General features: G+C 71.3%; 25 protein-coding genes. 12 read left to right on the top strand and 13 right to left on the bottom strand.

What is annotated here, in order from left to right; translation table 11 throughout:
• The 4 genes from FLX07_RS04690 to FLX07_RS04675 all read left to right on the top strand — a co-directional run bounded on the left by FLX07_RS04690 (position 1) and on the right by FLX07_RS04675 (position 3,193).
• Positions 1–1,050 carry an urease accessory protein UreF gene (locus FLX07_RS04690; protein WP_229689612.1) on the top strand — a complete coding sequence of 350 codons (1,050 nt, stop codon included), beginning with the start codon at positions 1–3 and terminating at the stop codon, positions 1,048–1,050.
• A gap of 42 nt (positions 1,051–1,092) precedes the next feature.
• Entirely contained in the window at positions 1,093–1,830 is a 738-nt protein-coding gene (gene ureG, locus FLX07_RS04685; RefSeq protein WP_142568205.1) for an urease accessory protein UreG, read from the top strand.
• A 5-nt stretch (positions 1,831–1,835) separates the two neighbouring features.
• A complete protein-coding gene (locus tag FLX07_RS04680; RefSeq protein ID WP_142568204.1) occupies positions 1,836–2,630 on the top strand; it encodes an urease accessory protein UreD in 795 nt (264 codons plus the stop codon).
• An 80-nt stretch (positions 2,631–2,710) separates the two neighbouring features.
• Positions 2,711–3,193, top strand: a complete 483-nt coding sequence (locus FLX07_RS04675) for a hypothetical protein (RefSeq protein ID WP_142568203.1) — start codon at positions 2,711–2,713, stop codon at positions 3,191–3,193.
• A gap of 6 nt (positions 3,194–3,199) precedes the next feature.
• On the opposite strand, the gene era is transcribed toward FLX07_RS04675, so the two are convergent.
• The 7 genes from era to FLX07_RS04640 form a co-directional block, all read right to left on the bottom strand.
• Entirely contained in the window at positions 3,200–4,111 is a 912-nt protein-coding gene (gene era / locus FLX07_RS04670; RefSeq protein WP_142568202.1) for a GTPase Era, read from the bottom strand.
• Between the two features lies 1 nt (position 4,112).
• Entirely contained in the window at positions 4,113–4,448 is a 336-nt protein-coding gene (locus FLX07_RS04665; RefSeq protein ID WP_142568201.1) for a cytidine/deoxycytidylate deaminase family protein, read from the bottom strand.
• Positions 4,445–5,104 carry a hypothetical protein gene (locus FLX07_RS04660; protein ID WP_142568200.1) on the bottom strand — a complete coding sequence of 220 codons (660 nt, stop codon included), beginning with the start codon at positions 5,102–5,104 and terminating at the stop codon, positions 4,445–4,447. The genes FLX07_RS04665 and FLX07_RS04660 overlap by 4 nt, the downstream gene beginning before the upstream one ends.
• 277 nt (positions 5,105–5,381) lie before the next feature.
• The gene (locus FLX07_RS04655) at positions 5,382–6,677 is read right to left on the bottom strand and encodes a hemolysin family protein (RefSeq protein ID WP_142568199.1); all 1,296 of its coding nucleotides are present in this window, start codon (positions 6,675–6,677) and stop codon (positions 5,382–5,384) included.
• Positions 6,674–7,147 (bottom strand): rRNA maturation RNase YbeY, encoded by a 474-nt coding sequence (gene ybeY, locus FLX07_RS04650; protein WP_142568198.1) that lies wholly within the window; start codon positions 7,145–7,147, stop codon positions 6,674–6,676. Before ybeY ends, FLX07_RS04655 begins: the two co-directional genes overlap by 4 nt.
• A gap of 28 nt (positions 7,148–7,175) precedes the next feature.
• Positions 7,176–8,198: a PhoH family protein gene (locus FLX07_RS04645; protein ID WP_142568197.1), complete on the bottom strand. Its 1,023-nt coding sequence runs from the start codon at positions 8,196–8,198 to the stop codon at positions 7,176–7,178.
• A gap of 159 nt (positions 8,199–8,357) precedes the next feature.
• On the bottom strand, positions 8,358–8,702 hold the full coding sequence (locus FLX07_RS04640; protein ID WP_229689611.1) for a histidine triad nucleotide-binding protein: 345 nt from the start codon (positions 8,700–8,702) through the stop codon (positions 8,358–8,360).
• A 244-nt stretch (positions 8,703–8,946) separates the two neighbouring features.
• Here FLX07_RS04640 and FLX07_RS04635 point away from each other — a divergent pair, with 244 nt between their 5' ends.
• Together FLX07_RS04635 and FLX07_RS04630 are read left to right on the top strand one after the other, a co-directional pair.
• On the top strand, positions 8,947–9,426 hold the full coding sequence (locus FLX07_RS04635) for a SigE family RNA polymerase sigma factor (protein WP_111697223.1): 480 nt from the start codon (positions 8,947–8,949) through the stop codon (positions 9,424–9,426).
• Positions 9,423–10,091, top strand: a complete 669-nt coding sequence (locus FLX07_RS04630) for a hypothetical protein (protein WP_142568195.1) — start codon at positions 9,423–9,425, stop codon at positions 10,089–10,091. Before FLX07_RS04635 ends, FLX07_RS04630 begins: the two co-directional genes overlap by 4 nt.
• Before the next feature lie 70 nt (positions 10,092–10,161).
• Here FLX07_RS04630 and FLX07_RS04625 read toward each other — a convergent pair whose 3' ends face one another.
• Genes FLX07_RS04625 through hrcA form a run of 3 tightly spaced genes read right to left on the bottom strand, consistent with a single transcriptional unit; the run spans position 10,162 to position 13,056 of the window.
• The gene (locus tag FLX07_RS04625; RefSeq protein ID WP_142568194.1) at positions 10,162–10,896 is read right to left on the bottom strand and encodes a 16S rRNA (uracil(1498)-N(3))-methyltransferase; all 735 of its coding nucleotides are present in this window, start codon (positions 10,894–10,896) and stop codon (positions 10,162–10,164) included.
• Between the two features lie 9 nt (positions 10,897–10,905).
• Positions 10,906–12,042, bottom strand: coding sequence for a molecular chaperone DnaJ (dnaJ, locus tag FLX07_RS04620; RefSeq protein ID WP_142568193.1), 1,137 nt, complete (start codon positions 12,040–12,042; stop codon positions 10,906–10,908).
• The gene (hrcA, locus tag FLX07_RS04615; protein ID WP_142568192.1) at positions 12,043–13,056 is read right to left on the bottom strand and encodes a heat-inducible transcriptional repressor HrcA; all 1,014 of its coding nucleotides are present in this window, start codon (positions 13,054–13,056) and stop codon (positions 12,043–12,045) included.
• A 155-nt stretch (positions 13,057–13,211) separates the two neighbouring features.
• Here hrcA and FLX07_RS04610 point away from each other — a divergent pair, with 155 nt between their 5' ends.
• Together FLX07_RS04610 and FLX07_RS04605 are read left to right on the top strand one after the other, a co-directional pair.
• A complete protein-coding gene (locus FLX07_RS04610) occupies positions 13,212–13,829 on the top strand; it encodes a hypothetical protein (RefSeq protein ID WP_142568191.1) in 618 nt (205 codons plus the stop codon).
• Positions 13,830–13,847: 18 nt separating this feature from the next.
• Positions 13,848–14,651, top strand: a complete 804-nt coding sequence (locus FLX07_RS04605) for a DUF3097 domain-containing protein (protein ID WP_142568190.1) — start codon at positions 13,848–13,850, stop codon at positions 14,649–14,651.
• 163 nt (positions 14,652–14,814) lie between these two features.
• Here the strand turns inward: FLX07_RS04605 and hemW are convergent, their stop codons facing one another.
• Positions 14,815–16,035 (bottom strand): radical SAM family heme chaperone HemW, encoded by a 1,221-nt coding sequence (gene hemW / locus FLX07_RS04600; RefSeq protein ID WP_142568189.1) that lies wholly within the window; start codon positions 16,033–16,035, stop codon positions 14,815–14,817.
• Positions 16,036–16,856: 821 nt separating this feature from the next.
• Here hemW and FLX07_RS36300 point away from each other — a divergent pair.
• Both FLX07_RS36300 and FLX07_RS04595 read left to right on the top strand, forming a co-directional pair.
• Positions 16,857–17,012, top strand: a complete 156-nt coding sequence (locus tag FLX07_RS36300) for a hypothetical protein (RefSeq protein ID WP_161628146.1) — start codon at positions 16,857–16,859, stop codon at positions 17,010–17,012.
• Positions 17,009–18,406, top strand: a complete 1,398-nt coding sequence (locus FLX07_RS04595; protein ID WP_189104935.1) for a replication initiator — start codon at positions 17,009–17,011, stop codon at positions 18,404–18,406. The genes FLX07_RS36300 and FLX07_RS04595 overlap by 4 nt, the downstream gene beginning before the upstream one ends.
• A gap of 198 nt (positions 18,407–18,604) precedes the next feature.
• Here the strand turns inward: FLX07_RS04595 and FLX07_RS04590 are convergent, their stop codons facing one another.
• Positions 18,605–18,874: a GntR family transcriptional regulator gene (locus FLX07_RS04590; RefSeq protein ID WP_076437814.1), complete on the bottom strand. Its 270-nt coding sequence runs from the start codon at positions 18,872–18,874 to the stop codon at positions 18,605–18,607.
• A gap of 131 nt (positions 18,875–19,005) precedes the next feature.
• Here FLX07_RS04590 and FLX07_RS04585 point away from each other — a divergent pair, with 131 nt between their 5' ends.
• Both FLX07_RS04585 and FLX07_RS04580 read left to right on the top strand, forming a co-directional pair.
• Complete coding sequence (locus FLX07_RS04585) at positions 19,006–19,347, top strand: hypothetical protein (protein WP_142568188.1); 342 nt, start codon at positions 19,006–19,008, stop codon at positions 19,345–19,347.
• Positions 19,348–19,471: 124 nt separating this feature from the next.
• The gene (locus FLX07_RS04580; protein WP_142568187.1) at positions 19,472–19,660 is read left to right on the top strand and encodes a hypothetical protein; all 189 of its coding nucleotides are present in this window, start codon (positions 19,472–19,474) and stop codon (positions 19,658–19,660) included.
• 276 nt (positions 19,661–19,936) lie between these two features.
• On the opposite strand, the gene FLX07_RS36295 is transcribed toward FLX07_RS04580, so the two are convergent.
• Positions 19,937–20,429, bottom strand: a 493-nt coding sequence (locus FLX07_RS36295; protein ID WP_208762080.1) for a HEAT repeat domain-containing protein, incomplete at its 5' end; no start/stop codon positions are given.

Below are 20,429 nucleotides of genomic sequence, written 5' to 3'. Positions count from 1 at the left end.
GTGAACGGGGACGCGGCGCTGCTGCTGCTTGCCGACTCCCGGCTCCCGGCCGGCGGGCACGCCCACTCGGGCGGCGTGGAGGAGGCCGTGCGACGGGGCGCGGTCACCGGCGCCGGGGACCTGGCGCGGTTCCTGCGCGGCAGACTCGCCACCGCCGGCCTCGTCACCGCCGCCCTCGCCGCCGCCGCGTGCGAACTGGCCGCCTCGGAAACCGCCCCTGTGGCCGGGCCTGGGACCGCCCCTAGGACCGGCCCTGCGACCGGCCCTGCGACCGGGCCTGCGACCGGGCCTGGGACCGCCATGGACGGCGGCGGCCGGGACGGCCAGGACGGCTGGGAACTGGGCGCCGCCCATGACCCCGGGGCACCGCCACCGGGTGACACCGCCGACACCGTCTCGCTGTGGCGGCGGCTGGACGCCGAGGCCGACGCCCGGACCGCCTCGCCCGCCCAGCGGGAAGCCGCCCGCCTACAGGGGCGGCTCCTGCTGCGCACGGCCCGCCGGATGTGGCCCTCGGCCGCCCTCGACACGCTCGCACGGGCCGTGCCGGAGGGACCGCACCATCCCGTCGCGCTCGGCGCGGCGGCGGCCTCGGCGGGCTGCGCTCCCCGCCAGGCCGCGCTGGCCGCCGCGTACACCTCGGTCACCGGCCCGGCCACGGCGGCCGTGCGGCTCCTCGGCCTCGACCCGGTCACCGTGCACCGCCTGCTCGCCGATCTCGCCACCGCGCTCGACGACACGGCCCGCGCCGCCTGCGCGTCGCTCGACGACGCGATCCCGGAGGACGACGAGCCGGAGGAGTGCGGCCATCAGGGACCCCAGCCCGGACGGCCCCCGGCTGGGCACGCGGCCGAGCAGGCGGCGGAGCAGGCGGCCGGGCACGCGGCCGGGCACGCCGTAGAGCACGCGGCCGGGCACGTGGCAGGGCACGCCGCGTGGCAGGCGCGATGGCACGCACGATGGCACGCGCTGCCGGGGCACAGCGCGCCCGCGCTCGACCTCCTGGCGGAGGGACACCTGACCAACCCGATGAAGCTTTTCGTCTCCTGACGCTCCGCACCGGCCACCGCAGAGAAAGAGCAGGTACCCAGCATGGGCGCTTACCACGACGACCTCCACGACGCGGCCGAGCCACACGGGCGGGCGCTCCGCCTCGGCATCGGCGGGCCGGTCGGCAGCGGCAAGACCGCCCTGGTGGCGGCGCTGTGCCGCAGTCTCGGGCCGTCTTTGCGGCTCGCGGTCGTGACCAACGACATCTACACCACCGAGGACGCCGACTTCCTGCGGCGCGCGGGGGTCATCGACCCGGAGCGGATCCTCGCCGTGCAGACCGGCTGCTGCCCGCACACCGCCATCCGCGACGACATCGCGGCCAACCTGGACGCCGTCGAGACGCTGGAGGAGCGGTTCGGGCCGCTCGACCTCGTGATCGTCGAAAGCGGGGGCGACAACCTCACCGCCACGTTCAGCCGGGGCCTGGCCGACCGGCAGATCTTCGTGCTCGACGTGTCGGGCGGCGACAAGGTGCCGCGCAAGGGCGGGCCGGGGGTGACCTCGGCCGACCTGCTCGTCGTCAACAAGACCGACCTCGCGCCGATGGTCGGCGCCGACCTGACCGTGATGTCCCGCGACGCCGCGGCCGTACGGGACGGCAAGCCGGTGCTGTTCACGTCGATCAGGGAGGACAGAGGCGCTCACAGCGTGGCGGAGTGGGCGACGCACATGGTCGACGCCTGGCAGCGCGAGCACGGCGAGCCGCACCACCACGCCGCCCACCACACCGCCCGCAACGCCACCGAGCAGGCCGCCCAGCAGGCTCCGGCGTCCTGACCGGCATGACGACCGTCACCGCGCGTGCGCTGATCAGAACGGAGGCCGCGGGCGGAGGCCGGACCCGGCTGGAGACGCTGCGGTCCGATCCTCCGCTGACGCTGCGGCAGACCGGCCCGCGGCGGGTCCACCTCGTCTCGACGGGCGCCGGCCCGCTGCGCGGCGACCACCTCGAACTCGGCGTGGACGTCGCCCCCGGCACCTCGCTGGAGGTCCGCTCGGTGGGCGCCACGCTGGTGCTGCCGGGTCTCGCCGACGCCCCCTCGGTCATGGTCGTGCGGGCGCGGGTCGGCGCGGGCGCCACTTTGCACTTCTCCCCCGAGCCGACCGTCCTCGCCGCCGGGTGCGCCCACCGCCTCGTCGTACGGCTCTCGCTCGCCGAGGACGCCAATGTCTTCTGGCGGGAGGAGATCGTCTTCGGGCGGCACGGCGAACGGCCGGGACGCGGCCACGCGCGGTTCGACGCGACCGTGGCCGGGCGGCCCCTGCTGCGCCAGGACCTCCTGGTGGGCGAGGAGACGGTGGACGACAGTCCGGCCGTCCACGGGGACGCCCGGTGCGTCGGCTCAACTTTGATCGCGGGACCCGCCTGGGCCCCGCCCGCCGTGACGGACGTCAAGCGCGAGCGGCGGGCCGTGCTGGGCGACGGCTGGGCGGCGCTGCCGCTGGCCGGTCCGGGCGTGCAGGTCTGCGCGCTCGGCGCGGACGCGGTCCAGCTCAGGGTGCGGCTGCGGCACGGCGAGGAGGCCGCGACCGCCTCGGCTCCCGGAGCGCCGCCAACCGGCCCTCACCGGCCCTGACCGGCTCGGACCGGCTCGGACCGGGTTCCGGGGCACGGCAAGGGCTGAAACCGGCCGCCTCGGGCCGTAGCCTGGTGATCGTGTCGGAACCCACGCAGCATCCCGGCAGGCCGCGGCGAGGCACCAGCGCGGCCGGTGTCCTGCGGGCCACCGGCGTGTTCGTCGCGGGGTTCGCGCTGGCCGTGACCGCGCTGCTCCCGTGGGCGGGCCTCACCGCCGAGTTCGGCATCCTCGACGCGTCGCTCACCCACGCCGTGCGCGGCGTGGACGCCGGCGCCGGCTGGTTCGTGCTGGGCGCCGGCATCACCGCGATGCTGCTCGGTGTGCTCGGCGCGGCGCGGAGCTGGCTGTTCACCGGGCTGGCGATCCTGCCCGGCTCGGTGGCCGCCTTCGCACTGGCCATGTTCCTCGCCGACCCGCGCGACCTCGTGGGGCGGCTCGACTTCCAGGTCTCCGGGCTGCTGCGGGTGCATCCGACGATCCAGTACGGCTGGTTCGCCGGCCTGCTGGCCTCGGTCGCGCTGGCCGTCCTGGCCGCCGCCGCGCTGCTGCGCCGCCGGTGACGGCCGTCAGTCGTAGAAGCCGAGACGCCGCAGCTGCTTGGGATCGCGCTGCCACTCCTTGGCGACCTTGACCCGCAGGTCGAGGTAGACCCGGGTGCCGAGCAGCGCCTCGATCTGCTGCCGGGCGCGGGTGCCCACGTCCTTGAGCCTCGCGCCGCCCGGGCCGATCACGATCGCCTTCTGCGAGGGGCGCTCGACGAACATGTGGGCGTACACGTCGAGGAGGTCGTCGCGGCCCTCCCGGGGGTTCATCTCCTCCACGACCACCGCGATCGAGTGGGGCAACTCGTCGCGCACGCCCTCCAGCGCCGCCTCCCGGATGAACTCGGCGACCAGCACCTGCTCCGGCTCGTCGGTCAGCTCCCCGCCGACGTACAGCGGGGGCGACTCCGGCAGCCGCTTGACGAGCACGTCGGCGAGGACGTCCAGCTGCTCGCCGCCCTGCGCGGACACCGGGACGATCTCCGCGAACTCGGCCAGCGCGGACACCGCGAGAAGCTGGTGCGCGACCTGCTCGCGGGTGGCCAGGTCGCACTTGGTGACGACCGCCACCACCGGGGTCTTCTTGACGGCGGTGAGCTTGTCGACGATGAACCGGTCGCCCTTGCCGATCGGCTCGTTGGCCGGGACGCAGAACCCGATCACGTCGACCTCGGTGAGCGTGGACAGCACCAGGCTGTCCAGCCGCTCCCCCAGGAGCGTGCGGGGGCGGTGGAGGCCGGGGGTGTCCACGATCACCAGCTGGGCGTCCGGCCGATGGACGATGCCGCGGATGGCGCGCCGCGTGGTCTGCGGCTTGGACGAGGTGATCGCCACCTTGGTGCCGACCAGGGCGTTCATCAGCGTGGACTTGCCGACGTTGGGCCTGCCGACGAAGCAGGCGAAACCCGCACGGAAACCGCTCGATTCGGCGTCCATGTCAGATGTACCGGCCCTTCAGCGAGCCGTCCGGGGCGGCCAGGAACAGCGTGCCGTTGCCCATGTCCTCGACGACGGCCAGGTCCTGCTCGGCCGGGTCGTCGGCCTCGGAGACGATCGCCGCCGCCTCCAGGCACTTCGCTCCGCTGGACACGGCCATGGCCACGGCCGCCTGGAGGGCGGAGAGCCGGAGCGAGGGCAGCGCCACCGTGGTCGCGGCGTACGTCCGGCCCGTCTCGTCGCGCACCGCGGCGCCCTCGGAGGTGCCGCCGCGCGCCCGCGCCGACCTGGCCAGCGTGATGATCTTGTTGTCCTCGGGGTCCAGCGTCTGTGTCACGCGTCAAGGGTACCGACCTCACGGACGAGCAGCCGTGCCAGTTCGGCCGTCCGGGCCGGGTCGGGCGGGGTCAGGCCCGCGTGCACGAGCGCGATCAGGGCGTGGCCGGAGCGGGCGACGACCACGTGCATGCGGTAGGGGTAGCCGCCGACCCTCCCGGACAGGGACCGTCCCGCCGCGTCCGGTCCGCCGACGCCGGGCAGCGGCGTCCGCGCGGCCGCCAGCCGGTCGTACGGCGTGCCGCCGTCGGCCGTCGCGCAGTGGGAGAGGGCGTCGCGGAGCGCGGCGAGATGCCCGGCCGCCTCTCCGCCGTCGTAGACGGCAACCGCGACCCCGGCGAGCTCACCCGCGTGCGCGCCCTGGTAGGTGGCGGCGGTCGTGCCGCTGAGCCCCTCACTCGGGGGTTTGCCCGCGGCCGCGTCGAACAGCAGGCGGCACGCGCGGGCGCGGGGACGGAACGGCGGACGCCAGGGCGCCCGCGCGTGGCTGAAGAACCCCTCGGGAAGGCCGTCCATCTTGCCGAGCACCGTCCGCGGACGGTTCGCGTCCGCCGCCTTGCCGGCTGCCCGGACGGCGGCGTACGTGACCTCGCCCGTGCCACAGGCACCGGTGACCAGGACCAGGCAGCCCGCGACGGCCGTGTAGACGATGCGCATACCCGCCTCCCCGCTTTGCCGGAGGTTTCCTTCCCCCGACCGCGAGCGGGTAATCACTTTGCGTAATCAATACAGGGCCCTCACCCGAGCCCGAGCCGGGTGAGAGCCCCGCACTGAATACGGATCCCCCACGGGAGGCTCCGGTGCGCCGCGAACCCCCTCCCGACGCGCCGGACTCCCCGACGAGACGCCCCGAACCCCTTCTGAGCGCCTGGGACAACAGTGACCGGGGGCGCTTGCAGCTCGGTTGAAAAACGCTTGCAGTCCCGGCGACGGGTCACTCGTGGTCGGCGCCGGCGGCCACGACCTCGTCGCCCGTCGCGAGCTCCTCGCGGCGCACGACGACCGTGCTGATCCGGTTGCGGCGCCCCGCCAGGTTCTCGGCCGTCAGGCGCAGGCCGCCGACCACCGCCTCGGAACCCGCGATCGGCACCCGGCCCAGGGCGTGCGCCAGCAGGCCGCCGACCGTGTCGACGTCCTCGACCTCGATCTCCGCGTCGAACAGCTCGCCGAGCTCGTCGACCGGCAGCCGCGCGGTCACCCGCACCGCCCCTTCGTCCAGCCATTCGACCCGCGGGGCCTCCTGGTCGTACTCGTCGGCGATCTCGCCGACGATCTCCTCGATGACGTCCTCGATGGTGACGAGGCCGGCGGTCCCGCCGTACTCGTCGATGACGATGGCGAGGTGGATCTGCCGCGCCTGCATCTCACGCAGCAGTTCGTCGATCGGCTTGCTCTCCGGCACGTACGTCGCGGGCCGCATGAGCTCGTCCACCCGCACGCCGCCGTCGCCGGTGTCCTGAATCCGGCGGACGATGTCCTTGAGGTAGGCGATGCCGACCACGTCGTCCTCGTTCTCGCCCGCCACCGGGACGCGGGAGAACCCGCTGCGCAGGGCCAGCGAGAGCGCCTGGTGCAGCGTCTTGCCGCGCTCGATGAAGACCATGTCGGTGCGCGGCACCATGACCTCGCGCACCAGCGTGTCGCCGAGCTCGAAGACCGAGTGGATCATCTCCCGCTCGTCGGGCTCGATGACCCGGCGCTGCTCGGCCAGGTCGACGAGGTCGCGCAGCTCGGCCTCGGAGGTGAACGGACCCTCGCGGAAGCCCTTGCCCGGGGTGAGCGCGTTGCCCAGCAGGATCAGCAGCTCGGGCAGCGGGCCGAAGATCCGGGTCAGGCCGTACACGATGGGCGCGCCCGCCAGTGCCACCGGCTCGGCGTGCTGGCGGCCGAGCGTACGCGGCATGACCCCGACGATGACGTAGCTCACCAGGATCATCACCACGGCCGCCAGGGTGTACGCCTGCCCGCGGTCGCCGAGCCAGTCGATGAACAGCAGCGTGGTGATCACCGTCGCGACGAGCTCACAGCTCAGACGCAGCAGGAGCACCAGGTTGAGATAGCGCGGGGGGTCGGCGACGATCGCCTGCAGCCGCACCGCGCCGCGCCGCCCCTCCTTGACGAACTCCTCCGCGCGCACTCTGGAGATGCGGGTCAGCGCCGTCTCCGCGCTCGCCAGCAGGCCGCCGGCCACGATCAGGAAGACAGCGGAGAGCAGCCAGCCGTCGTTCACGGCTTACGCCGCACCTCCCGCCACGCACTGAGCAGTTCGTCCTGCAGACCGAACATCTCGGCGTGTTCCTCGGGCTCGGCGTGGTCGTAGCCGAGCAGGTGCAGGATGCCGTGGGTGCACAGCAGCTCCAGCTCGTCCTGCGCGCCGTGCCCGGCCTCGGCGGCCTGCTTGGCCGCCACCTGGGGGCACAGCACCACGTCGCCGAGCAGCGCCGGGTCGGGAGACGCGTCCTCGTCCCGGCCGCCGACGTTGGGCCGCAGCTCGTCCATGGGGAAGGCCAGCACGTCGGTCGGGCCCGGCTCCCCCATCCACTGCTCGTGCAGCTCGGCCATCGCCGCCTCGTCGATCACCAGGATCGACAGCTCGGCCAGCGGGTTGATCCCCATCCGGCCGAGGACGTGCCCGGCCAGCTCGACCAGCGCCGATTCGTCGACCTCGACGCCGGACTCGTTGGCCACCTCGATACTCACGGGGTCTCCTCACCCGTCATGGTCGCGCTCACCGCCGGTTGTTCCGCGGCCGCTTGTTGATCACGCGCGGCTCCGAGGCCATCGCGGCGTCGTAACGGCCATATGCGTCGACGATGTCGCTCACCAGCTTGTGCCGAACGACGTCGGCGCTGGTCAGCCTGCTGAAATGGATGTCCTCGATGCCCTCGAGGATGTGCTGGACGACCTTCAGGCCGCTGTCCTGCCCGCCGGGCAGGTCGATCTGGGTCACGTCGCCGGTGACCACGATCTTCGAGTTGAAGCCGAGCCGGGTCAGGAACATCTTCATCTGCTCGGGCGAGGTGTTCTGCGCCTCGTCCAGGATGATGAAGGCGTCGTTGAGCGTCCGGCCGCGCATGTAGGCGAGCGGCGCGACCTCGATCGTCCCGGCCGACATCAGGCGGGGGATCGAATCGGGGTCGAGCATGTCGTGCAGCGCGTCGTACAGCGGCCGCAGGTACGGGTCGATCTTCTCGTAGAGCGTGCCGGGCAGGAAGCCGAGCCGCTCCCCCGCCTCGACGGCGGGGCGGGTGAGGATGATCCGGTTGACCCGCTTGTTCTGCAGGGCCTTCACGGCCTTCGCCATCGCCAGGTACGTCTTGCCGGTGCCGGCGGGACCGATGCCGAAGACGATGGTGTGCTTGTCGATCGCGTCGACGTACCGCTTCTGGTTGACCGTCTTCGGGCGGATGGTGCGGCCCCGCGAGGACAGGATGTCCAGGGACAGCACCTCGGCCGGACGGTCGGTGGCCTGCCGCAGCATGTGAATGCTGCGCTCGACCGCGTCTGGGGACAGCTCGGCACCCGAGCCGACCAACTCCACCAGCTCCTCGAAGAGGCGGACGACGACGCCGCTCTCCTCCGGACTGCCGGTGATAGTGATCTCGTTGCCCCGCACGTGGATGTCAGCGCCGAAGGCGCTCTCGATGACCCGTAGCAGCTCGTCACCCGACCCGAGGAGGCTGACCATCGGCTGCCCCTCTGGGATGACTACCTTGGCCTGGGTCTTGTGGATGTGCTGTGACTCGGACATGGGCGGCCCTTGCGGCCCTGATCGCCTCCCTAGTTCCTTCTCATGGTAGTGCCCTCCCCCCAATCTCCGCCCCGTCGCGTCACCCGGAGCGGCGCCTCGCGGCGCACCACTGCGGACACCGCCCCGTCCGGGCGAATCCTGGGGGCCGGGCACTGCCGCTCAGCCGGGGGGCCAGGTGAGGTCCCGGCCGCCCAGAACGTGCGCGTGGACGTGGAAGACCTCCTGCCCTGCCCCCGCCCCGGTGTTGAACACGATCCGGTAGCCGGTCTCGGCCACGCCCTCCAGCACGGCCACCGCATGGCAGGTCTTGAGGAGGTCGTCGGTCAGGCCGTCGTCGGCCGCCGCCAGCACGGCGGCGTTCTCATGGTGAGCCTTGGGCACGACGAGGACATGGGTGGGGGCCTGCGGGTTGATGTCGCGGAAGGCCAGCGCCCGTCCGGCCTCCAGGACGATGTCCGCCGGAACCTCCTTGGCCACGATCTTGCAGAAGAGGCAGTCGCTCACGCGCGAAAGCCTAGCCGTTGACGGTAATCGATGACTGCAATGATCCCCCCGGCTAGTGTGAGTGTGCGAGACTGCACCAGAAAACCCCCCTAGTGTCGGGCGAGGACACCGCTGGGCCATGCCCCCTAATGATTCGGAAGAACGTAAACCCCCCGGGGATGACGAGCGTCCTATTGATGTGACCACCGAGACCCTCGTGGCCGACAGGTCGTTGGGAACGGTGCCCGTCGGATGGGATGCCGACATGGCCGTGACGGCGCTTTATAGCGCCCACTATCGGTCATTGGTGCGTCTCGCCGTGCTGCTGGTGCGTGATGTCGCCAGCGCGGAAGAGGTCGTTCAGGATGCGTTCGTCGCCCTTCACGGCGCCTGGCGCAGGCTGAGAGACACCGACAAGGCACTGGCCTACCTTCGCCAATCGGTCGTGAACCGCTCGCGTTCCGTGCTGCGGCACCGCGCGGTCGTCGAGAAGTACGCGCCCAAGGGGCTGCCGGACGCGCCGAGCGCGGAGAACGGCGCGATCGGTGAGCTGGAGCGTTCCGCCGTCATCGAGGCACTCCGAGGTTTACCGACCCGCCAGCGCGAGGCGCTGGTGCTGCGATACTACGGCGATCTGTCAGAGGCCGAGATCGCACACGCGATGGGGATCAGCAAGGGCGCGGTGAAGAGTCACACGGCCCGCGGCATGGCCGCACTACGGATGGCACTGGAGCAGTTCTCATGACCTTCCCGCCCGACGACGAGTACGGCGAGTTGCTCCGCCGTGCCCTGCGCGCGGAGGCGGACTCGGTCGTGCCGTCTCCCGAAGGACTCGAAATCATCCGCGGGCGCATCGACCGGCGCGGTCTGCGCGGCCTGCGGAACATGCTGTGGTGGCGCATCGGAGCGGCCGCCGCGGGGGCCGTGCTCGTCGCGGGCACGGTCGTGATGATCGTCCCCAGCCTGCGCGACCAGGTGGCGCAGTCCACGGGCATCGCCCCCGCCGGTGACGAGCGCGAGGACCAGACGGACACCTCGTCGGTGACCCGGCCCCCCAACCTGCCGCCCTCGCGTCCGGTCGTGATCGTGCCCGTCATGCCGAGCCCGTCCCGCGAACGGCCCACTCCGTCGCCGACGCACAGGGTGGGCGTGACCACCAGGCCGTCGCCGTCGCCGTCCGATCCCTGCGTCACGCCCACCCCCCAGCCCGGGGTGATCGAGCCCGACGCGGTCGTCCCGCCGACGTGCTCACCGACGTCGGTGACGCAGCCGCCCGCGGTGACGCCCTCGGCCTCGCGCCGTCCCTCGACGGCTCCGCCCACCAGGTCCGCGCCCCCGGTCACCCCGACGACCACGGCGCCCACGGTGACGGCCACCCCCGAGTCGGCGAGCCCGTCGCCCTCGCCCTGACCCGGCCCGCCGCTCATCCGGGGATACGACCGGCGCCCCGCCCGATCACCGGCGCCGTCTCAACCGGCTCTCACCAGCGCCCGCAGCGGGACAGCAGGACGGCCGCCGCGGCCACGCCCGCCGTCGAGGTGCGCAGCACCGTCGGCCCCAACAGGGCCGGCGTGGCTCCCGCGGCCCGCAACGTGGCGATCTCCTCGTCGGTGACGCCGCCCTCCGGGCCGACGATCACCACGATGTCGCCCGGTTCCTCCGGCAGAGGCAGGCGGCTCAGCGGCTCGGCGGCCTCCTCGTGCAGGACGACCGCGAGCGCCGCCGCCGAGACGAGCGAGCCGACCGCCGTGGTCGTGGCCTGCTCGGTCACCACGGGCAGGTGGAAGCGCCGGGCCTGCTTGGCCGCCTCGCGGGCCGTGCCGCGCCAGCGGGCGAGGGCCTTGGCGGCCCGGTCGCCCTTCCACTGGGTCACACAACGGGAGGCGGCCCAGGGGACGATCACGTCGACCCCCGCCTCGGTCATCATCTCGACCGCGAGCTCGCCCCGGTCGCCCTTGGGCAGGCCCTGGACGACGACCAGCCTGGGCCGGGGCGGCGGGACCTCGAACCGGCGCAGCACCTCCGCGGTCAGCGAGTCCCGGCCGGCCGCCGTGATCGTGCACTCGGCCACCCGCCCCGCGCCGTCGGTCAGGTCGATCCGCTCCCCCGGGCGCAGGCGGCGTACGGCGGCGGCGTGCCGCCCCTCCGGACCGTCGAGGACGATCGTGTCCGCCGCCTGGCCGGCCGCGTCCGACAGGAACACGGGAACACTCATGCGATCAGCTCAGCGGCCGTTGAAGGCGTCCCGCAGGCGGGAGAAGAAGCCCTGCTGCCCCGGGGAGAACTTGCCGGCCGGCCGCTCCTCCCCACGCAGTTTCGACAGCTCGCGCAGTAGTTCCTCCTGCGGCGGGTCAAGCTTGGTCGGCGTTTCGACGTTCACGTGGATCAGCAGGTCGCCCCTGCCGGTCTCGTTGAGCCGCTGAACGCCCTTGCCGTACAGGGGGATGACCTGACCGGCCTGGGTGCCGGGCCGCACGTCGATCTCCTCGGGTCCGTCGAGGGTCTCGACCGTGATCAGGGTGCCGAGCGCGGCTGCGGTCATCGGGATGTGGACCGTGCAGTGCAGATCGTCGCCGCGTCGCTCGAAGATCTCGTGCGGCCGCTCGGCGATCTCCAGGAACAGGTCGCCGGGAGGCCCGCCACCGGGGCCGACCTCGCCCTCGCCGGCGAGCTGGATGTGCGTGCCGTCCTCGACGCCGGCCGGGATCCTGACCTTGATCGTGCGCCGGGTCCTGACCCGTCCCTCGCCCGAGCACTCCATGCAGGGGTGCCGGATGACGCTGCCGAAGCCGCCGCACTGGGGGCAGGGACGGGAGGTCATGACCTGGCCGAGGAACGAACGGGTCACCTGCGAGACCTCGCCGCGCCCGTGGCACATGTCGCAGGTGTCGGGGTGGGTGCCGGCCGCCGCCCCGGAGCCCTGGCAGACCTCGCAGACCACGGCCGTGTCGACCACGATCTCGCGGGTCGTGCCGAAGGCCGCCTCCGACAGGTCGAGCTCGACCCTGATGGTGGCGTTGCGGCCACGGCGGGCACGGGACCTGGGCCCCCGCGTGCCGCCCGCCGAGCCGAAGAAGGCGTCCATGATGTCGCTGAACGGAAAGCCCGCGCCGAAGCCGCCTGCTCCGGCCCCCGCGGCGCCGCCGCCGAACGGATCGGCGCCCATGTCGTACATGCGGCGCTTGCCCGCGTCGGACAGCACTTCGTACGCCTGGTTGATCTCCTTGAACCGCTCCTGGGTCTCCGGATCGGGGTTGACGTCCGGGTGCAGCTCACGAGCGAGACGGCGGTACGCCTTCTTGATCTCTTCCTGGCTGGCGTCGCGCCGTACGCCAAGGGTCGCATAGTAGTCGTTGGACACTTATGACCCCGCCAGGATCTGGCCGACGTAACGCGCCACCGCGCGCACCGCACCCATCGTCACCGGATAGTCCATTCGTGTCGGGCCCAGCACTCCGAGCCGGGCCAGTTCTCTGTCGCCCGCACCGTATCCCGCGGCCACGATAGAGGTGCCACGTAGCCCGCTGTAGGGGTTCTCGGATCCGATGCGGACGGTCAGTCCGGACAGCCCGCCGGTCTCTCCCAGCAGGCGGATGAGGACGACCTGCTCCTCCAGCGCCTCCAGCACGTCCCGCAGGCCGATGCTGAAGTCGGCGGCGGCGAGGTTGGCCGTCCCACCAAAAGCAATCTTCTCCTCGTGCCGCTCGACGAGCGTCTCGAGCAGCACGGACAGGATCGTGACCGCCACGGGCCTGTCCTCGGGAGGCAGGCGTTCGGGAACGTCGGCCACGGTCTCCGGCACCCGGGACAGGCCGCAGCCGTCCAGGCACGCGTTGAGCACGGCGCGCAGGTTCGCGACCCGGTCGTCGGCGATGTCCTCCGGCAGGTCGACCACACGCTGCTCGACCCGCCCGGTGTTGGTGATCAGCACCAGCATGACCCGGCGCTCCGCGAGCGGGACGATCTCCACGTGACGCACCGACGACCTGGTGAGCGAGGGGTACTGGACCACCGCGACCTGCCGGGTGAGCTGCGCGAGCAGCCGCACCGTGCGCATGACGATCTCGTCGAGGTCCACCGCCCCGGCGAGAAAGGTCTCGATGGCCCTGCGTTCCGCGCCCGACAGCGGCTTGATCTGCGACAGCCGGTCGACGAAGAGGCGATATCCCTTGTCGGTCGGCACCCTGCCCGCACTGGTGTGCGGCTGGGTGATGTATCCCTGCTCCTCCAGCGCCGCCATGTCGTTGCGGATCGTCGCCGGGGAGACGCCGAGGTTGTGCCTGTCCACCAGGGCCTTGGATCCCACGGGCTCGTTGGTGGACACGTAGTCCTCGACGATGGCGCGCAGGACGGCGAGTTTGCGGTCGTCGAGCAATCGTCACCTCCCTGTGCCTGGAAACACCGACTCTGGCACTCTGTGTTCCCGAGTGCCAAGTGTACGGCTACCACCCCACGTGGTGCGATAACGCGACGGCACCAGGACAAGCGAGCTGCAAATCGACCACAAGCCGCATGGTCGACTCTTCACCCATGCACGAGAACCAGACCTCCTCGCCGGCCGACGTTACCCTGCGGATGCCGCACCCCTTTGCCTCGCCGTACGCCGGCCCCCTGCCGATCCGGCCCCGGCTGCTGTGGATCCTCCTTTCCTGGGTGCTCTTCGTCGTCCTGCTGGTGGCGGGCGCCGGCGGGTTCACCGGCGGCCTGTTCTCCACGCTCGGCGACGCCGCGCCCACCACGATCTTCTCCGGCGGGCAGTCGGTGACCGTCGCGCTCGACCCGGCGGACAAGCCCGCGATCTACGCGGCCGTCGACCAGCCCACCGACGTCCGCTGTCAGCTCGGCGACGGCGCCGACCCGCGGGTGCGGCTGACCCCGCCGGCCGTCTCTCAGACCCTCACGCTGAACGGGACGACCTGGGAGCTGCTGTTCGAGGCCGGTGTCCCCGAGGCGGGCACCTATCAGCTCTCCTGCGAGGGCGACGAGGTGCGCTTCGGCGTCGGCAAGCAGCTCACCGGCGTGGCCGGCCTGCTGGCGGGCGGCGCCGTCGCGCTGCTGGCGCTGCCCACCGTCGGCTTCCTGGCCGCGCTGATCGTGACCGTCGTCGTGCTCGCGCGCCGCTCCACGGCCCGCCGCCGCCCGGCGTGATTTGCTAGCGTTCCCCGCATGTACGGGCGGGACGTGCTTTCCGGAGACTGGCGGCGGCCACGGCGGGGGCAGATCCCCGAGATCGCGGCCGAGCCCGACCTCGTGGTCGAAGACGCCGAGGGCCGCTTCTGCGGCGCCGTGGTGGCCTGCGACAAGGAGGCCGTGACGCTGGAGGACCGGTTCGGCCGGCGCCGGGTGTTCCCGCTGACGCCCGCAGGATTCCTCCTCGACGGCAAGCCGGTGACGCTGGTGCGCCCCCAGGCCGGTCCGAAGGGGCCGCTGCGCAGCGCCTCGGGGTCGATCGCGGTCGAGGGCCTGCGCGCGCAGGTCGCCAGGGAGAGCCGCATCTACGTCGAAGGCGTCCACGACGCCTCGCTGGTGGAGAAGATCTGGGGCCACGACCTGCGGGTGGAGGGGGTCGTCGTCGAATACCTGGAGGGCGTGGACGACCTCCCGGCCATCGTCGAGGAGTTCGGCCCCGAGCCGGGCAGGCGGCTCGGGGTGCTCGTGGACCACCTGGTGCCCGGCTCGAAGGAGAGCCGCATCGCCGCCCGGGTGTCCGGCGACGACGTGCTCGTCGTCGGGCATCCGTTCGTGGACATCTGGCAGGCGGTCAAGCCCCGGGCGCTGGGCATCGCCGCCTGGCCGGACGTGCCGCGGGGCGTGCCCTGGAAGGAGGGCGTGATCGACGCCCTCGGCTGGCGGATGGACCCCCAGGAGACGTGGCGGCACATCCTGGGCCGGGTCACGACCTACGCCGACCTGGAGCCCGAGCTGCTCGGCCGCGTGGAACAACTGATCGACTTCGTCACGGCTCCATAAGCGTCCGCCTCGCCGTCCTGACCGCGCACTTGGCCGCTGGGCATGGCGGGCACGCCGGCGATCTACCTGGTCAGCCGTCGCCGGTGGGCGGTCGCCGCCCGGAGCGGGAAGAGCTTCCGATATCCCCTCACTGCGACCATTTTCTGACCGTCTTCCGACCGTCCTACGGGGTCAGATCGCGGACGACGGCGTCGGCGAGCAGCCTGCCGCGCAGCGTGAGCACGGCCCGTCCGGCCTTGAACGCCTCCACCTCGAACAGCCCGTCCGCCAGCGCCCGCGCGCAGGCCGTACGGGCCTCGGGGGCGATGTCCGCGAGCGGGAGGCCCGAGACGAGGCGCAGCTCCAGCATGACCCGTTCGACAGCCCTGTCCTCCGCCCGCAGCACCTCGCGGGCGTGCGCGGGCGAGGCCCCGGCGGCCAGGCGGGCGGCGTACGCGACGGGGTGCTTGACGTTCCACCAGCGGGTGCCGCCGACATGGCTGTGCGCCCCCGGCCCGGCCCCCCACCAGTCGCCGCCGGTCCAGTAGAGCAGGTTGTGGCGGCAGCGGGCCTCGTCGCCCGCGGCCCAGTTGGAGATCTCGTACCAGTTCAGGCCCGCGGCCGTCAGCATCTCCTCGGCGATCAGGTAACGGTCGGCCGCCACGTCGTCGTCCGTCATCGGCAGCTCGCCGCGACGGATCCGGGCGGCGAGCCTGGTGCCGTCCTCGACGATGAGGGAATACGCCGAGACGTGGTCGGGCCCGGCGGCCAGCGCGGCCTCCAGCGAGGCACGCCAGTCGTCGTCGCTCTCCCCCGGCGTGCCGTAGATCAGGTCGAGGTTGACGTGCTCGAACCCGGCCGCGTGGGCCTCCCGTACGGCCTCGGCGGGGCGGCCGGGGGTGTGCCGCCGGTCGAGGACGGCGAGGACGTGCTCGCCCGCGCTCTGCATGCCGAAGCTCATGCGGGTGAACCCGCCGGCTCGCAGCTCCTTCAGGTAGGTCGGGTCCACGGACTCGGGGTTGGCCTCGGTCGTCACCTCGGCGTCCGGCCGCAGGCCGAACTCCTCGCCGATGGCGTCGAGGATCCGTACGAGGTCGGCGGCGGGCAGCAGGGTCGGCGTGCCGCCGCCGAAGAAGACGGTCTCCACGGGCGGCGCGGCGTCTCCCAGCACGCGCCTGGCCAGCCGGATCTCCTCGACCGCCGTGGCCGCGTAGTCGCGTTGCGCGGCGCCAGGGCCCAGCTCGGCCGCGGTGTAGGTGTTGAAGTCGCAGTAGCCGCAGCGCGTCGCGCAGAACGGCACGTGGACGTAGAAGCCGAACGGACGGGAGCCGAGCCCGTCGAGGGCCTCGGACGGCAACTCGCCGCTCGGGGGGACGGGGTCGCCGTCGGGAAGCACTGAAGGCACGCTCCCCAGTCTGCCGTCACTCGCGCGCTGCCCTCGACGCCCCGATCACCGACGACGGCGACCACGGGGACCAACCCGATCACGCGATCACCCGATCTACGATCACGGCAGGCTTCCGAGGGTTCCGGCCCTATCTGTGCATGGGCCCCATATCCACCTTTATCACACTCGCCCGAATATCGCATAATTTGTTATTCCGGGTTATTCTAATGCGCCCCCACTCGGCCGCCGCGCAACGCCATGACAAATCGCTTCCCCATCGAGACCAGTCGCCGTGCACGCCCGGGAGCCGAACATCCGGCGATTCTCGCAGCGCCCTGGGCGAGGGTGCCAATCTTTCCTGGGGAAACTCAAGGCTGCAGACATACGCCAGCGAACGCCAATGGACGCCAGTGAACGCCAGCAAACAACGGTGGACAGTCACGAGAAGGGCCATGCGCGGAACGCTGACCTGGCTAAATACGTTCTCCGGGTGGTACATCTGAAAGGGCAAGGGCTCCGTCCGCGACAGGGCGGAAAGACGTTCACAACAGCGAGCTACCGGCCGCGACAGATTCGAGCACAGGGGAACCACCGGGCAAACGACAAAACAGATAAGCCGTTCCGCTGGAGGGACCCGGCCCAGCGGTAGGCCCCCTGGACGTGCTCACCGGTTCACCGTCGCATAAAACACTCCACATATCGCCTCGCTGAAAGCACCACCGCACTACAGACCTGCCTTCGGTCTGCTCTGCGCTGGTGCTTTGTCTTTCCCGGGTTCGCGCGAGGGGGCTTCCTACGAGGAAAGGAGGTCTCCGCTGGTACCCGAGGAACTGGGTCCAATGGCTGCGCTGGCTGAGGAGTGGTGCAAGCGGCAGCTCGAACGCTCGCCCCGGTGGGGCGTCAACAAGTGGCGGCGGCTCGCCGCCATCCACGGTGCCGAGTACGTCGGCGACGCGCACGACACCGCCTCCGACAGTGGGAGGGACGCCGCGTGAGCGAGCTTCCTCCCCTCTCCCCCGATGTTCTGGCCGCCGCCCAACGCGCCGCCATGCCGGACTTCGCCCGGTGGCAGGAGATGGTGCGCGCGACGGGCGGCTGTGCCCAGCCGATCCGGCTACAGGGACGCCGGATCACCTTCGACGCCGGGTTGGAAGTGCTGGACGTCTACTGGACGGCCGACGAGCCGACCGGCTACCTGCTGACCGCGTGCGGCAACCGGCGCGCGTCCCGGTGCCCGGCCTGCTCGGAGGTCTACCGGGACGACACTTACCACCTGATCCTGTCCGGCCTGCGCGGCGGCAAGGGCGTACCCGAGGACGTCAGCGCTCATCCCCGCGTCTTCGCCACGTTCACGGCCCCCTCGTTCGGCGCGGTCCACGCGCGTCGTATGAAGGGAGACAAGGTGTTGCCGTGCCGTCCTCGGCGGGACAACCCGGTGTGCGAGCACGGCAGGCCGGAAGGCTGCGGGGTCCGGCACGGAGACGACGATCCCCGGGTCGGGCAACCGATCTGCGGGGACTGCTACGACTACCGGGGCGCGGTCCTGTGGAACGCCCATGCCGGTGAGCTGTGGCGGCGCTTCACCCAGGCGCTACCGGCGACCTTCGCCCGGCACCTCGGCCTCTCGCGGGCCGCGCTTCGACGGCGACTTCGGCTGTCTTACGCCAAGGTGGCCGAGTATCAGGCGCGGGGCCTGGTCCACTTCCACGCCGTGATCCGCCTCGACGGACCGGACGGGCCGTCCGATCGTCCGCCGTACTGGGCGACCGTGCCCGTGCTCCAGGAGGCGATTCGGGAAACCGCGGCTGCGGTCTCGGTTCCCGTGCCGGACGGTGACCCGTCGTTCGTCGGCCGGTGGGGCACGCAGCTCGACGTGGACCCCATCTACGTCGCGACCTCGCTTGAGGGCATCGCGGATCAGCGGGTGGCGGCCTACATCGCGAAGTACGCGACGAAGGGGGCAGAGTCAGCCGGGACCGTGGACCGGCCTATCCGAGAGGTGTCCGATGTCGTGCGCCTGGACGTGACCGAGCATGCCCGGCGCATGATCTACACCTGCTTCGCCCTGGGGAACGATCCGGCCTACCGGCTGATCCCGTTGCGGCAGTGGGCGCACATGCTCGGCTACCGGGGCCACTTCTCGACCAAGAGCCGCCACTACTCGACCACGCTCGGCGCGCTGCGGCAGGTGCGGGCCGATCACCAGGCCGAGCGGGCTCGGGAACGGCGCGGCCTACCTGATCCTGCCGAGCGGAAGACGGTCGCAGTCGGCCAGTGGCGCTACGCCGGAAGCGGCTACCGCAACGGCGAATACCTGTGGGCCGAGCTGATCCGGCAACGCATCGCCACCGCCCGCCGGATCGCCCGTGAACGGGGAGAGTCGGCCTGACCTTGCCAGATCGTGGGCGAAAGCGGTGCGGCTGGCGCAATGCCGTAGGCACCCGAAGGGCCGCGAAGCGGTTGGGCCGGCGGCGCCACGGCAGAACGCTACTGACCTCGACCCATCGGCTCTACGCTTGGTGCGCCTTCCATCGTCTCGCTGACAACCGATAGAAGGCAGAAGGCCTCCGGATTCGTTCGGGGGCCTTCACTCGTCTTCGGTGTCTCTCCTGGGCGGGCCGCCGGTCTCGGGGTCGGCGACGAAGGTTCCCTTGCCGAGCACGGTGTAGACGTCTCCGGCCTTGAGCAGTTCGTTGATGACGCGGCGTGCGGTGCCCTTGGCGATGCCGAACTCCTCGGCCATGCGGGGTTCACCAGGGATGGGGTGCCCCACCTGGTATTCGCCCGTCCGGATACGCCGTCGTATCTCTTCGAGGACGGCTTCCCATTTGAGCTGGTCAGGCCGGAACTCGATCACGGGCTCAAGAGTAGGAACGAAAGCGTTCCATGTCGTTACCACAGGTACCTAGAGGTACCTAGGAGAAGGGCTAGGTAGGACTAGGAAGGTTGGCGTACGCTCAACCCGTCAGCGAGACAGATGGGAGAACCATGCGCCAGATCACCAACGGCAACCGAACCGCCAACCAACAGGCGGGCATCCTGGCCGCCCTCGGCGACCTCCTCCGCTCCCGAGGCGTCCGTACACGGCTCATCAGCCACATCACCCTGCGGATGACCGGGTTCCCGGTGCAGGAGAAGGCGGGCTCTGAGCTGGACGTCTACGGCTTCGGTGGACAGGTCGCGACGGTCACCATCGATCAGGAGAACAAGCCGCGCCGCTTTCTGATCAAGCTGCCGAAGTCCGGGACCGTGGTTCCGTTGCCCTCGGTCGACCAACCGCAGTCCGCCATCCGGTGGATCGTCGGCTGGGCCAACGGCGGGGCACGGTGAGGCGGCGGGTGCGATGCGGGCCATCGTCGTAGACCCGGACGAATGCCTGAGTCCGCACTGGGAGATGCGCCGAAGAGATCAGGTAGAACTCGTCTGGCATAAGCCGTTCGAGGGGGTCGGGCGCGTGCGAGCGCTCGCCTGGACCTGCGACTGCCGGGCCGTCGTCTACGAACTGCTCCAGGCCGGCGGGCAGGCGTTCATCCGCAAGACCACCCAGGCCGAACCGATACCAGAGGTCGAGGAAACACACCGTTGGCCCATCGAGGAGGCCCGCAGGGTGTGGCATGCCCTGCTGCTCGGCGAGATGCGATAGACGACCCAGCACTCACGCGGTCCCGCCCACTCGGGCGGGGCCGCACTTCTGTCTACGATCCGCGCCACTTCTCCCCGCCCCCGATAGCTGCCGACATCAGTGGCCCGACCGAGGTGTCAATGCCGTCTTCGCGTGTCCGTCCACCAACGACGTACACCGCAGCCCCACACCCAACCCGCACAGACGGCGTTGACACCGACCAAGGGCCACGAACAATCGAGCAGCGGGGGCGGTTGATCCTTCTGCTTAATGAATTGACCGGCCTCGCGCTAGCGGTTATTTCTCTCGACGAGTTAGCCCACCTCTCAACCACCATGACTCCAAACCTAGGTCCGGGAGGCTATCGGGAACAAATTCCGGAGAGAGAGACATTGCATGTGCGCGCATCGCCATCATCCAGTCCCGGTCAACTCCTCCTCGGGCTTCTAGCGCATCCAATGCAGGGCTATCGACCTCAAAACTCAAGATCGTTATGGCTGCTTGCATTCTCACGCTTTCATCCTGATCGGTTGCGGCACGCTCCAGCGCCAGCGCCCGAACCTCCGGATCCAGCGGCCCCGTCCCCAGCACCTCCAGCGCCGCCCGCCTAACGACAGCGTTATCGTCGCCAGCGGCCCGCTCCAACGCCAGCGCCCGAACCTCCGGATCCAGCGGCCCCGTCCCCAGCACCTCCAGCGCCGCCCGACGCACATCCTCATCGTCGTCGCCGACCGCCCGCTCCAACGCCAGCGCCCGAACCTCCGGATCCAGCGGCCCGCCCCCCAGCACC

Origin of the sequence: Microbispora bryophytorum, assembly GCF_006874465.1 — a bacterium.
In the GTDB taxonomy this organism is placed as follows: Bacteria; Actinomycetota; Actinomycetes; order Streptosporangiales; family Streptosporangiaceae; genus Microbispora; species Microbispora bryophytorum.
This window is presented reverse-complemented; position numbering and strand designations above follow the sequence as displayed.